This is a genomic window from Streptomyces sp. NPDC043870 (assembly GCF_056435785.1).
This window is the reverse complement of record NZ_JBWKDT010000057.1, coordinates 16,662-28,761: the sequence shown is the minus strand read 5'-3', so window position 1 is coordinate 28,761 and position 12,100 is coordinate 16,662. Positions and strand designations below refer to the sequence as shown.

Annotated in this window: 12 protein-coding genes; 2 read left to right on the top strand and 10 right to left on the bottom strand. The window is 71.3% G+C overall.

From position 1 onward, the window contains the following. Positions 1 to 154 precede the first annotated feature (154 nt). Positions 155 to 847, bottom strand: a complete 693-nt coding sequence (locus tag AC0699_RS35960; RefSeq protein WP_478669264.1) for an iron-dependent transcriptional repressor DtxR — start codon at positions 845 to 847, stop codon at positions 155 to 157. A gap of 166 nt (positions 848 to 1,013) precedes the next feature. Here AC0699_RS35960 and AC0699_RS35955 point away from each other — a divergent pair, with 166 nt between their 5' ends. Then, positions 1,014 to 1,769 (top strand): SIS domain-containing protein, encoded by a 756-nt coding sequence (locus tag AC0699_RS35955; RefSeq protein WP_478669262.1) that lies wholly within the window; start codon positions 1,014 to 1,016, stop codon positions 1,767 to 1,769. Positions 1,770 to 1,951: 182 nt separating this feature from the next. Here the strand turns inward: AC0699_RS35955 and AC0699_RS35950 are convergent, their stop codons facing one another. Together AC0699_RS35950 and pdxH are read right to left on the bottom strand one after the other, a co-directional pair. Then, positions 1,952 to 3,325, bottom strand: a complete 1,374-nt coding sequence (locus AC0699_RS35950) for a PAS domain-containing protein (protein ID WP_478669260.1) — start codon at positions 3,323 to 3,325, stop codon at positions 1,952 to 1,954. 441 nt (positions 3,326 to 3,766) lie between these two features. Next, the gene (gene pdxH, locus AC0699_RS35945) at positions 3,767 to 4,435 is read right to left on the bottom strand and encodes a pyridoxamine 5'-phosphate oxidase (protein ID WP_478669258.1); all 669 of its coding nucleotides are present in this window, start codon (positions 4,433 to 4,435) and stop codon (positions 3,767 to 3,769) included. A 341-nt stretch (positions 4,436 to 4,776) separates the two neighbouring features. On the opposite strand from pdxH, the gene AC0699_RS35940 reads away from it, so the two are divergent. Continuing rightward, positions 4,777 to 5,877, top strand: coding sequence for a citrate synthase 2 (locus tag AC0699_RS35940; protein WP_478669256.1), 1,101 nt, complete (start codon positions 4,777 to 4,779; stop codon positions 5,875 to 5,877). Between the two features lie 18 nt (positions 5,878 to 5,895). Here AC0699_RS35940 and AC0699_RS35935 read toward each other — a convergent pair whose 3' ends face one another. From AC0699_RS35935 to AC0699_RS35905, 7 genes are all read right to left on the bottom strand, one after another. Further along, positions 5,896 to 6,999 (bottom strand): isopenicillin N synthase family dioxygenase, encoded by a 1,104-nt coding sequence (locus AC0699_RS35935; protein ID WP_478669254.1) that lies wholly within the window; start codon positions 6,997 to 6,999, stop codon positions 5,896 to 5,898. A 273-nt stretch (positions 7,000 to 7,272) separates the two neighbouring features. Further along, positions 7,273 to 7,674, bottom strand: coding sequence for a PIN domain-containing protein (locus AC0699_RS35930; RefSeq protein WP_478669252.1), 402 nt, complete (start codon positions 7,672 to 7,674; stop codon positions 7,273 to 7,275). Beyond that, a complete protein-coding gene (locus AC0699_RS35925; RefSeq protein ID WP_478669250.1) occupies positions 7,671 to 7,928 on the bottom strand; it encodes a type II toxin-antitoxin system CcdA family antitoxin in 258 nt (85 codons plus the stop codon). The genes AC0699_RS35930 and AC0699_RS35925 overlap by 4 nt, the downstream gene beginning before the upstream one ends. A gap of 47 nt (positions 7,929 to 7,975) precedes the next feature. After that, on the bottom strand, positions 7,976 to 8,575 hold the full coding sequence (locus AC0699_RS35920; protein WP_478669248.1) for a TetR/AcrR family transcriptional regulator: 600 nt from the start codon (positions 8,573 to 8,575) through the stop codon (positions 7,976 to 7,978). Then, positions 8,563 to 9,297: an enoyl-CoA hydratase family protein gene (locus AC0699_RS35915; protein WP_478669245.1), complete on the bottom strand. Its 735-nt coding sequence runs from the start codon at positions 9,295 to 9,297 to the stop codon at positions 8,563 to 8,565. Before AC0699_RS35915 ends, AC0699_RS35920 begins: the two co-directional genes overlap by 13 nt. Then, the gene (locus tag AC0699_RS35910) at positions 9,294 to 10,874 is read right to left on the bottom strand and encodes a 4-coumarate--CoA ligase family protein (RefSeq protein WP_478669242.1); all 1,581 of its coding nucleotides are present in this window, start codon (positions 10,872 to 10,874) and stop codon (positions 9,294 to 9,296) included. The genes AC0699_RS35915 and AC0699_RS35910 overlap by 4 nt, the downstream gene beginning before the upstream one ends. Positions 10,875 to 10,919: 45 nt before the next feature. Then, positions 10,920 to 12,056: an acyl-CoA dehydrogenase family protein gene (locus AC0699_RS35905; RefSeq protein WP_478669238.1), complete on the bottom strand. Its 1,137-nt coding sequence runs from the start codon at positions 12,054 to 12,056 to the stop codon at positions 10,920 to 10,922. Between the last annotated feature and the right edge of the window lie 44 nt (positions 12,057 to 12,100).

Below are 12,100 nucleotides of genomic sequence, written 5' to 3'. Positions count from 1 at the left end.
CCCCCCCCCCCCCCCCCCCCCCCCCCCCCCCCCCCCCCCCCCCCCCCCCCCCCCCCCCCCCCCCCCCCCCCCCCCCCCCCCCCCCCCCCGCCCCGGGAGACCTGAGCCCTGTCCGGGGTCTGTCTGGATCTGTCTGGGTCAGGCCCCTACGACATCAGCGCTTCGCCACGAAGACGTGCGAGGCCACATCCGCCTTGAGCTCCGCGGCCTCACCGCTGCTGCCCACGAGCACCCCGCCGGCCGACTCCGTCACGCTCACCACGGAGCCCGGCTGCACACCCGCGCGCCGCAGCGTGTACATCAGCTGGGCGTCCGTCTGGATGGGCTCGCCGATCCGGCGGACCACCACCGTCTTGCCCTCGGTGCCCGCGTCGAGCTCGGCCAGGCTGACCATGCCGTCGTCCAGGAAGGGGTCGGCCTCCGCCTTCTCGCCCAGCTCCTCGAGCCCCGGGATCGGGTTCCCGTACGGCGACTCGGTCGGATGGCGCAGCAGCTCCAGCACGCGCCGCTCGACCGCCTCGCTCATCACGTGCTCCCAGCGGCACGCCTCGGCGTGGACCTGCTCCCACTCCAGGCCGATGACGTCGACCAGCAGGCACTCGGCGAGCCGGTGCTTGCGCATCACGCGCGTCGCCAGCCGACGGCCTTCGTCGGTCAGCTCCAGGTGCCGGTCACCCGCGACCGTCACCAGACCGTCGCGCTCCATCCGCGCCACGGTCTGGCTGACCGTCGGGCCGCTCTGGTCGAGCCGCTCCGCGATCCGGGCGCGCATGGGGACCACGCCTTCCTCTTCGAGCTCGAGGATGGTGCGGAGATACATCTCCGTGGTGTCGATAAGTCCGGACATACGTGCCCCTCGATGCTGTGACATGGAAACGAGTCGTGCGCTGGCCCTGACTCAATTCTGACGCATCGCACCGACAACCGGGCCATGCCCGTGTCAAGCCCGTATTGACAGAGCAATGGTCCAGACCGCAACGTGATCCGCGACACGACGAGAAGGGGCCACCGCAATGGGCGAGAACAAACTGGCCGGTCAGTTCTTCGACGCCGCGATCGGCCTGTTGGAACGGGTACGTGACGAGGAAGCGGCGAACATCGCCGCGGCCGGCAGCGCCATCGCCGACACGGTGGCCGCGGGCGGCCGGCTCTTCGCGTTCGGAGCGGGCCACTCCTCGCTCGCCGCCCAGGACGTCGTCTACCGGGCGGGCGGACTGGCCCTGATGAACCTGCTCACCGTCCCCGGCGTCGTCGGCGTCGACGTCATGCCCGCCACCCTCGGATCGGCGCTGGAGCGCGTCGACGGCCTCGCGGGCGCCGTCCTCGACTCCAGCCCGGTCAGGGCCGGTGACGTACTGGTCATCGTCTCCCTCTCCGGCCGCAACGCCCTGCCCGTCGAGATGGCCATGAACGCGCGCGCACTCGGCCTGAAGGTCATCGGCGTGACGTCGGTGGCGTACGCGACGGAGACCCGGTCCCGGCATGTCTCCGGCAGCCACCTCAAGGACCACTGCGACATCGTCCTCGACTCCAAGATCGCCCTGGGCGACGCCGAGCTGACCGCCGAGGGCATCGAGGCACCTTTCGCACCCGCGTCGACGGTCGTCACCAGCGCGTTGATGCAGGCGACGATGGCGGCCGCCGCGGGCGAGCTGGTCGAACGCGGCATCGAACCGCCACTGCTGCGGTCCGGCAACGTCGATGGCGGTCATGAGTGGAACGGGCGCGTGATGGAGGAGTACGCGGACCGGATCTTCTACCGCCGCTGAGCCGGGTCACCCACCGCCGCTGAGCCGGGTCTCCACCGCCGTGCCACAGAGGCACCGGATGCGGCTCGCCCATTTCCGGAGCCACGAGGGTTTTCTGGACCCTCGAGGCTTCCGGAGCCACGGGAGCTTTCCGGAACCGCGCGGGCTTTCCGTAACCGCGAGTGCCGGAACCGGCGAGTGGGCTAGTCCCCCCGCACCCCGGCCAGATCCAGCGCCGACGCCACCCGCATGGCGACACTCTCCGCGTATTCCGCGTCCGGGCGCTCGAACGCGGGCCGGTTCGCAGCCCGCAGGAACGTCAGCACACCCAGCGTGCGCCCACGGCTGCGCAGGACCGTGCACAGCGCGTGGACCGCGTCACGGGGCCACTGGCGCTCCGCCGCCCACGCCTCCGCGCCCCCGGCGCCACCGCCCGCACTCGCCCGGACGGAGCCGATACGGTCCATCGCCTGCAGCGCCGGATGGCCCTGCGGATACCGCAGCGGGATCCCCGCCCCTGCGACCCGCGCGACCGGCCCCGGCGCCCCGGAGGGCGTCGCGGCGGTCCGCACCAGCCGCGCCCCGCGCTCCGACACCACATCGACCAGCGCATGGTCCGCGAAACCGGCCAGCGCGAAGTCCACCTGCGCCGTCGCCGCCTCCATCGGGTCCTCGCACTCCGCCGCGGCCCGCGCGGCCCGGTGCAGCTGACTGAACCGGAACCGCAGCCGGTCCGCCTCCTGCTCCGCGAGCTTCGCCTCCGTCACGTCCTGGAACAGCCAGCCCACACCCAGCGGCACCGGCTCCTCCGCCAGCGGCGACGCCAGCCGAAGGAACCCGCTGCGCAAGCAACGCCTGCGCTCGCCCTCGTCCGTCCGCACCGTCACCCACAGCTCGGCGAGCGCCCCCGGTGCACCGTCGGCGAGCACATGGTGCAGCGCGCCCTCCAGCTCCTCCACGCCCTGCACGATCAGCTCTCCGAGCGGCCGGCCCAGAGGCGTCGTACGCCCGGACCCCAGCATCCGTGCGGCATGCCCGTTGACGACGGTCGGCCGCAGATCCACGTCCACCAGTACGACGCCCCATGACGCGTCCTCGAACAGCGCCTCGCTCAGCGCGATCGACCGCTCCAGGTCGATCTGCGCATGCACCTCGCTGAACGCGCAGTACACCCCGGCCGGCTTCCCGTCCGCCCCGCGCACCCCCGCCGACTGCGTCCGTACGAGCACCCGCCCGCCGTCCTTGCGCAGCAGCGCGAACTCGTGCACCTGCCGCCCCGGCGCGTGCATCGCGGCCATCAACCGCCCCTGCACCTCGTCCGCGTCCGCGGTCCGCACCGCCCACCCCGCGAACCCGCGCCGCCCGACGGCCTCCTCCGGAGACCAGCCGAGAATCCGCTCGGCCTCCCGGTTCCAATGCGTGATCACACCGTCCGCGTCGAAGGCGCACAGCGCCGCGTCCATCCCGTCCAGCAACGCGGCAAGCAGATCCGACCCGGGCCCATCCCGCTCCGGCCCGTCCCGCTCCGGCTCGTCCGGACCCAGCGCGCTCGTGGTCTCACTCCTCGAAGCACTCATCCTGGCACCCCCTGCAGGACGTGTCCCTGTACGCCGGTGCCGCACCGCCCGCGGCACCCCCCGATCATTCAACTGGAACGTGACGCAGGACACACGAATTTCCCGGAAATCGTTGCCGCTCGAAAAAGGGGTTGAGCCGGGCTCCGGAGGTTCCTAGTGTGTGTCGCACGACGAAAGGAGGTGATCCGGAAGTGATTTCTTACCGGACGATCGAGGTGGCTGCGGGCTGAAGGCCTGCTGTCGCACTCTGTGCACCTTAGGCAGGTCATCTGCCGAAATCCCAAGCAGTCACCGACCCGCGGGCTCGCCGGTACGTCCGGCCGGCTTCCTCTTCGGAGGAGACCAGAGCCCGCGGGTTCCTGCGTTTCCGGGCGCTTCCCGGGCGCTTCCCCTGCACTTCCGCTGTGTTTTCCGCCGCCGAACGCGACCTCGGAGCACGCGTCAGGGTGCCAGCCGCTCCACGCGCCACCCGGCGGGCGCCTCGGTCGTACGTACGTACCGCAGCCGGTCGTGCAGCCGGTTCTCGTGGCCCTGCCAGAACTCGACCGTCTCCGGCGTGACCCGGTAGCCGCCCCACTCCGGCGGGACCGGGACCTGCTCGCCGGCCGGGTAGCGGGCCCACAGTTCCTCGTAGGCGCGCAGGAGGTGTGCGCGGGAGGGGATGACGGAGGACTGGGCGCTGGCCCAGGCGCCGAGCTGCGAGCCGTGCGGGCGGGTGCGGAAGTAGGCGGCGGTTTCGTCGCGGCCGACGCGGGTCGCCGTGCCGGTGACGATGACCTGGCGGGCCAGCTGGTGCCAGGGGAAGAGCAGCGAGACGAACGGGTTGGCGTCGAGTTCGCGGCCCTTGCGCGAGGTGTAGTTCGTGTAGAAGACGAAGCCTCGGTCGTCGAAGTGCTTGAGCAGCACGGTGCGGGACGAGGGGCGGCCTTCGGGGGTGGCCGTGGAGACGATCATGGCGTTCGGCTCGTGGAGGTGGCCGGCCGCGGCGTCTTTGAACCAGTGGACGAACTGTTCCATCGGCTCGGCGGGGAGGTCCGCCTCGGCGAGGGGCGTCGAGCGGTACTGCTCGCGCATGGCGGCGGGGTCGAGGGCGTCGGTCACGGGGGCCATCCTGCCCTAGGGCCCGTCTGCCTGATCAGGCTGGATCAGTGAGCGGGGTCCTGCCGGGCCCGTCCTCGGGACACGCCCGCAGGACACCTCGTGGCGGCCGAGTCTGCCCGGCACCGAGTGCCTCTAATCCTTCGCGACCGGAACGGCGCAGTGTGCCGGATGTCACGCTTCCCCGCACCAGTGGAACCCGCCAAAATCATGCGCTGGGCCGCTGTGGCCTCCCTACGACGCGGATGGGGTGACTACCCGCCGCACGGGGCATCACCGGGGTGACCGATTCGGCACAACCGATCAGGTCCGACCACCGGGACGACCCGACCGAACTCACGAGGAGCCGCCTGATGTCCGACTTCGTACCCGGACTCGAAGGAGTCGTCGCGTTCGAGACGGAGATCGCCGAACCCGACAAGGAGGGCGGCGCGCTCCGCTACCGAGGTGTCGACATCGAGGATCTCGTCGGTCACGTCTCGTTCGGAAATGTGTGGGGGCTGCTGGTCGACGGGGCGTTCAACCCCGGTCTGCCGGCTGCCGAGCCGTTCCCGATCCCGGTGCACTCCGGTGACATCCGCGTCGACGTCCAGTCGGCGCTGGCGATGCTCGCTCCCGTCTGGGGGCTGAGGCCGCTCCTCGACATCGACGAGGCACAGGCGCGCGACGATCTCGCCCGGGCCGCGGTGATGGCGCTGTCGTACGTGGCACAGAGTGCTCGTGGGCAGGGTCTGCCGATGGTGCCGCAGCGGGAGATCGACAAGGCGAAGTCGGTCGTCGAGCGGTTCATGATCCGCTGGCGCGGTGAGCCGGACCCGAAACATGTCAAGGCCGTCGACGCCTACTGGACGTCGGCCGCCGAGCACGGCATGAACGCCTCGACGTTCACGGCCCGCGTGATCGCCTCGACCGGCGCCGATGTCGCGGCCGCCCTGTCGGGCGCGGTCGGCGCCATGTCCGGTCCGCTGCACGGCGGCGCGCCCTCCCGAGTCCTCGGCATGATCGAGGAGATCGAGCGGACGGGCGACGCGACGGCCTACGTGAAGCGGGCGCTGGACAACGGCGAGCGGCTGATGGGCTTCGGCCACCGTGTGTACCGGGCCGAGGACCCGCGAGCCCGCGTGCTGCGGCGCACGGCGAAGGAGCTGGGCGCGCCGCGCTTCGAGATCGCGGAGGCGCTGGAGAAGGCCGCGCTGGAAGAACTGCACAACCGCCGTCCGGACCGGGTCCTGGCGACGAACGTGGAGTTCTGGGCGGCGATCATGCTGGACTTCGCGGAGGTCCCGGCGCACATGTTCACCTCGATGTTCACCTGCGCCCGTACGGCCGGCTGGTCGGCGCACATCCTCGAGCAGAAGCGCACCGGGCGGTTGGTGCGCCCGTCCGCCCGGTACATCGGTCCGGGGTCCCGCGACCCGCGCGAGATCGAGGGGTACGCGGACATCTCGGAGTGATCCGCGCCCGGCCCCGCGCTACGCCGCCCGCTCCACCAGCTGTGCATGGTGGCGGGCGGCGACCAGCGGATGCGCCCGCAGCTTGCCCTTGAGCTCGTTGCGTCCGTACTCGGCGAACAGCGGATTCGCCGGGTCCGCGGTCACTCCGGGGGCGTCCGCCGCGTACGGGAACGGCAGCGGGGCGATCCGCGCGTCCAGGCGCGGGTTGTAGAAGAACGGCACCGAGTAGCGCTCGGTCGCGCCGGGCGGGCTGACCACCCGGTGGTTGGTGGCGAGCAGATAGCCGTTGGTGGCGACCTCCAGCAGCTCGCCGAGGTTGACGACGAACGCGCCGGGCAGCGGCGGCACGTCGTGGAAGGCGCCGTCCTCGCGCTGCACCTGGAGACCGCCGATCCGGTCCTGGTGCAGCAGGGTCAGGAAGCCGTAGTCCTTGTGGGCGCCGACGCCCTGGCCGACGGCCTGGCCGGACCTGCCCGGTGCGCTTCCCGGGTAGCGGACGAGCTTGAGGTGCAGATGCGCCCGGTCGCCGAAGACGTCGTCGTAGAAGTCCGGCGGCGCGCCGATCGCCGCGAGGAGCTCGTGGAGGAGCTTTTCGGCGACCGCGCTGAGCCGGTCGATCCAGGCGAGCGCGGCGGTACGCAGCCCGGGCAGCGCGGCCGGCCACTGGTTGGGGCCCTCCAGCCACCAGTACGCCGGCTCGTCCGGTCCGGGTATGTGTGCGGGCCGCTCGGCGCCGATGTCGAGCTGGTCGCGCCAGTCGCGGCTGCCGCCGGTGCGCTCGTCGCCGATGCGCGTGTAGCCGCGGAAGTGCGGTGAGTTGACGTTGTCGATGGAGAGCCGGTCCGCCTCGGGGAGGGCGAAGAAGGCCCGCATCGCGCCCATCAGTGCGTCGGTCTCGGCCTCGGTGACGCCGTGCCCGGTCAGCTGGAAGAAGCCGACGTCATGGGCGGCGCTGTGGAGCCGGGCGTGCAGCTCCGCGCGGGCGGCGGGGCCGCGGTCCGCCGCGGAGAGATCGATGACCGGAAGCTGCGCGTAGGGCTCCGGGGCCGACTGCTTCGAGATCGGCTGCTTCGAGGCCGACTGCTTCGAGATCGACTGCGAGGAATTCTGCGAGTGAGACATGGGTGCGTCCGCTGTGTCTGGTCCCGGTCGCGGGTCCCGGTGATGACCGGGTACTCGTACCGCCGTCCGCCTGGGTGGGGCGGGCCGGAGGGACCGGGTGGGGTGGAGTGGGGGCTTGCGTCAGACGGAAGCCCGACAGCCCATGCTCGTGACGCGGAGGAAGTCCACGTGGCGGCGGCGTACGAGCGGAAGCATGCGGAAAGGGTACGCCGGGAGTACGACAAATGGGGGTGGCCCAGCTCACACCGGGTCACCCCCGCAGGGCAGAGCGCGTCAGATACCCATGAGCCGGACTCGGTCTCCGCAGAGCCGGGCCATGTCATCGAGGTCGGACGTCATCATCACGACCGGGCCCGGCTGGCGCAGGGCCATCTCGGCGACGGTCGCGTCGACGGCGTACTTGTGGCCCCGCAGCCCTGTGTCCTTGAGCAGGCGGGCAGCGGCCTTGGCTGATGCCTCGGTGACGGGCGCCACCTTGACGCGCGACAGCAGATGGTTGAGGCGGGGCATGCTCACGCCCGCGTGCATGACCTCGATGATGGTGTTGGCGCAGATGACGAATTCCGTGCCGCGCCTGTCGAACGTGTCGAGGACCGCTTCGACCTTGCGGTCCTTCGTAATCCAGGCCGACAGCCCCTCGGCGTCGAGGACCAGGGTCTGGGCGGAGAAGCTCACGCCGCCCTCGCCGCCGGGTCGGCCGGAGCGTCGGCGAGCGCTGCGGCAATCTCGGCGCTCGCCGCGGCGAGCTCCTCCTCGGTGAAGGCGCCGTGCTCCTCCTGGTAGCGCTCGAATTCCTCTCTACGCAGTTCGTGCCTCAGCTGTCGAGCCACCGCCTCGGCCACATACGCCGACACGTTGTCCGTCAGCTTCTTCAGCGCCTCCACATCCTCGGTGGGGAGGGTCACCGTGATGCGCGTCGTCTCAGCCATGAGATGAGCGTACTGCAGAGCTGCATACCTCGGTATGCAGATACGTTTCACCCCAGCGATTCCTCAACCAATCGCCCCCACTGCGCCACCACGCGCCCCCGCCGCGCCCCGTCGTCCGTCAGCAGGTTCGCGAGCCCCAGCCCCCGCGCCATGTCCAGCAGTCCCTGGACCGTCTCCCGCACGCCCGGAACCGACTCGTCCGCGCCCAGCAGCTCAACGGCGATCCGGTGGGTCTCACGGCCCACCCGCGCCTCCAGTTCGGTGACCCGGCCCCGTAGCTGCTCCTCGTTGGAGGCCGCGACCCACAGATGCAGGGCGGCCCGGAAGAGCGGGCCGGTGTAGAGGTCGACGAGGGCCTCCACCACGGCCGCCCGGTTCTGCACCGGGAGGGCCCGCAGCGCGGAGGACCGCTCCTCCGCCACGTACTCGACCGCGGCCGTGAACAGGTCCTCCCTCGTCGGGAAGTGGTGCTGTGCCGCACCCCGCGAGACCCCGGCCCGCTCGGCGACCACCGAGACGGTCGAGCCCGCCCAGCCGCGTTCGGCGAGGCAGGCCACCGCGGCCTCCAGGAGCCGCTGCCGGGTGGCCCGGCTGCGGTCCTGCTTGGGCTCCTTGGCGGAGCCTGCGGGAGAGGTCACAACACCCATGCGGGATCCCGTCGTTCGAGGAAGGCGGTCATCCCCTCGCGCGCCTCCGCCGAGGCGAAGAGCGACGCCGAGCGCTGTACGAGATCCTCCGCGTCGCGGTCGAAGGTCTCCCGCACCCTAGCCGTGAGCAGCTGTTTCGTCGCGTCCAGGGCCTGCGGCGAGGCCTTGCGGAAGCCGTCGAGCACAGCTGCCAGGGCGGCGTCCACATCGTCGGCGACAGCCGTCACCAGTCCGGCGCGGGCCGCCTCGGCGGCGTCGAAGCGTTCACCGGTCAGGTAGTAGCGGGCCGCGGCGCGCGGCTCCAGGCGCGGCAGCAGCGGCAGTGAGATCACCGCGGGCGCCACCCCGATCCGTACCTCCGTGAACGCGAAGTCCGACGCGGACGACGCCACCGCGATGTCGCAGGCCCCGACGAGGCCGAGCCCGCCCGCCCGTACATGGCCCGCCACCCGCGCCACCACCGGCTTCGGCAGCTCGACGATCTGCCGGAGCAGCGCGACGAAGGTGTACGGGTTCGGCGGCTCCTTCAGGTCGGCGCCGGCGCTGAAGGTACCTCCGGTGTGGGTGAGGACGACGGCCCGTACGGCCGGGTCCTTCCCGCAGGCGGTCAGCGCGTCGGCCAGCTCGCCGACGAGCCGCGCCGACAGGGCGTTGCGGTTCGCGGGCGAGTCGAGCGTCAGCGTCGTGACGCCCCGCTCGGACGCGATGCTGATGAATGTCACGTGTTCTCCTTCTCCCGGTTCCGCAGTTCGCGGCGGAGGATCTTCCCCGACGCGGCCCGCGGTACTCCGGCGATGAATTCGACGCGGCGGATCTTCTTGTACGGGGCGACGCGCTCGGCGACGAACGCGAGGACGTCGTCCCCCGACAGGCCGGTCGCGGCCGGCTGCCGTACCACGTACGCCTTCGGGACCTCGTTGCCGTCGGCGTCGTACACGCCGATCACCGCCGCGTCGGCGATGCCCTCGTGGGTGAGGAGCAGGGCTTCCAGCTCGGCCGGGGCGACCTGGAAGCCCTTGTACTTGATGAGTTCCTTGACCCGGTCGACGACGAACAGCCAGCCGTCCTCGTCGACGCGCCCGACGTCGCCGGTGTGCACCCAGCCGTCGGCGTCGATCATGTCGGCGGTGGCTTCGGGGCGGCCGAGGTACCCCTTCATGACCTGTGGGCCGCGGATCGCGATCTCGCCCTCCTCGCCGGGGGCGGCGTCCCGGCCCAGGTCGTCGAGCGCCAGGATCCGCATCTCGGTGCTCGGGAGGAGCTTCCCGACGGCGCCCGGCGGCGGGTTCGAGGCGTCCAGCGGCACGACGTGGGTGCCGGGTGACAGCTCCGTCATGCCGTACGCCTGCCGTACCGGCGGCAGCTTCAGCCGGGCCGAGCAGGCCTGGGCGAGCTGCGCGTCGAGCGGGGCCGCGGCGCTGACGACGTACTCCAGCGACGACAGGTCGTACTTGGCGACCGCCGGGTGCTTGGCGAGGGCGAGGACGATCGGCGGGGCGACGTACAGGCCGTTGATGCGGTGCTTCTCTATCGCCGCCAGGAACTGGTCGAGGTCGAAACGGGGCAGGACGACGACGGTGGCGCCCCTGCGCAGCGGGGCGTTCATCAGCGCGGTGAGGCCATATATGTGAAAGAAGGGCAGAACGGCCAGAATCCGGTCGCCGTGCCTCATCGGAAGCACCGGCTCCAGCTGGGCCAGGTTGGTGGCGATGGAGCGGTGCGTGAGCATGACGCCCTTGGGGACGCCCGTGGTGCCGGAGGAGTACGGGAGCGCGGCGATGTCCTCGGCCGGATCGATGGCGAGGTCGGGTTCGGGAGCGGTGGAGCCGAGCATCGTGAGGAGGGAGCGGTGCCCGTCGGCCTGGTCGCAGACGAATATTTCCTCGATGCCGCCGACGAGTTCCGCGGCGCGGCGGGCCACTTCCAGGAGCGGGGAGACGGTGACGATCCAGCGGGCGGAGGAGTCACGGAGCTGCTTGGCGAACTCCTCCGCCGTGGCGAGCGGATGGACGGTGGTGACGGACGCGCCGGCGCGGGTGGCGCCGTAGAAGACCGTCGGGTAGGCGACCGTGTTGGGACTGTGCAGGGCGAGGACGTCGCCCTTGCGTACGCCGGCGTCGGCGAGCGCGGCGGCGACACGGCGATGGAACGTGTCGAGCTGTGCGTACGTGATCGTCGTTTCGCCCGCCCCGTCGATCAGGGCGAGGGTGTCGCCGTAGTCGGCCGCCCTGCCCAGAACGGCTTCGTGGATGGGCAGGGAGACGGTCGGGACATCTGCGTACTCGCTGTGCATCACCATGACGGCCCCTTCACGGTTGAGTCGTGGTCGCCAGAATCGCGTCTGTCAGTACGACTTGGGGAGACCCAGGGACTGATGGGATACGTAGTTGAGGATCATCTCCCGGCTGACCGGGGCGACCCGGGCGACCCGGGCGGCGGTGATCAGCGCGGCGAGACCGTACTCGCGGGTGAGGCCGTTCCCGCCGAGGGTGTGCACGGACTGGTCGACGGCCTTCACACAGGCCTCGGCGGCGGCGTACTTGGCCATGTTGGCCGCCTCGCCCGCGCCCATGTCGTCGCCCGCGTCGTACAGCGCGGCGGCCTTCTGCATCATCAGACGGGCGAGTTCGAGCTCGATGTGGGCCTGGGCGAGGGGGTGGGCGATGGCCTGGTGGGCACCGATCGGGTCCTTCCAGACCTGGCGGTCCTTCGCGTAGTCGACGGCGCGGGCCAGGGCGTAGCGGCCCATGCCGATCGCGAAGGCGGCGGTCATGATCCGCTCGGGGTTGAGCCCCGCGAACAGCTGCAGCAGGCCCGCGTCCTCGTCGCCGACGAGCGCGTCCGCAGGCAGTGCCACATCGTCGAGGACCAGCTCGAACTGCTTCTCCTGAGCGTGCAGTTCCATGTCGATCTGCGAGCGGGTGAAGCCGGGGGCGTCGCGCGGAACGATGAACAGGCAGGGCTTGAGACGGCCCGTGCGAGCGTCCTCGGTGCGGCCGACGACGAGGGTCGCGTCGGCGATGTCGACGCCGGAGATGAAGACCTTGCGGCCGGTCAGGAGCCAGCCGCCGTCCTCGGTCCGCCGCGCCGTGGTCGTGATCCGGTGGGAGTTCGACCCGGCGTCGGGCTCGGTGATGCCGAAGGCCATGGTGCGGGTGCCGTCGGCGAGCCCCGGCAGCCAGGCCCGCTTCTGTCCCTCGGTGCCGAAGCGGGCGATGACGGTGCCGCAGATGGCGGGCGAGACGACCATCATCAGCAGGGGACATCCGGCCGCGCCCAGCTCCTCCAGGACTATGGACAGCTCGGCCATGCCGCCGCCTCCGCCGCCGTGCTCCTCGGGCAGGTTGACCCCGAGGTACCCGAGCTTGGCGGCCTCGGACCACAGTGCCTCGCGGTCGTGGCCGCGCCCGTGCCGGTGCCCGAGCGCGGACACGGCGGCGCGCAGTGCGGTGTGCTCTTCGCTCTCGATGACGCTGTTCATGAGGTCTCGTCCTCCTGTGTGACTACGCCATTGCTTCGTAGGCC

Bases quoted from the DNA above. Each gene is read 5' to 3' on its own strand.
- AC0699_RS35920 (WP_478669248.1), bottom strand. From the start codon at position 8,575: ATGGGTGTTGTGACCTCTCCCGCAGGCTCCGCCAAGGAGCCCAAGCAG.
- AC0699_RS35960 (WP_478669264.1), bottom strand. From the start codon at position 847: ATGTCCGGACTTATCGACACCACGGAGATGTATCTCCGCACCATCCTC.
- AC0699_RS35955 (WP_478669262.1), top strand. From the start codon at position 1,014: ATGGGCGAGAACAAACTGGCCGGTCAGTTCTTCGACGCCGCGATCGGC.
- AC0699_RS35925 (WP_478669250.1), bottom strand. From the start codon at position 7,928: ATGGCTGAGACGACGCGCATCACGGTGACCCTCCCCACCGAGGATGTG.
- pdxH (WP_478669258.1), bottom strand. From the start codon at position 4,435: ATGGCCCCCGTGACCGACGCCCTCGACCCCGCCGCCATGCGCGAGCAG.
- AC0699_RS35940 (WP_478669256.1), top strand. From the start codon at position 4,777: ATGTCCGACTTCGTACCCGGACTCGAAGGAGTCGTCGCGTTCGAGACG.
- AC0699_RS35935 (WP_478669254.1), bottom strand. From the start codon at position 6,999: ATGTCTCACTCGCAGAATTCCTCGCAGTCGATCTCGAAGCAGTCGGCC.
- AC0699_RS35950 (WP_478669260.1), bottom strand. From the start codon at position 3,325: ATGAGTGCTTCGAGGAGTGAGACCACGAGCGCGCTGGGTCCGGACGAG.
- AC0699_RS35905 (WP_478669238.1), bottom strand. From the start codon at position 12,056: ATGAACAGCGTCATCGAGAGCGAAGAGCACACCGCACTGCGCGCCGCC.
- AC0699_RS35910 (WP_478669242.1), bottom strand. From the start codon at position 10,874: ATGGTGATGCACAGCGAGTACGCAGATGTCCCGACCGTCTCCCTGCCC.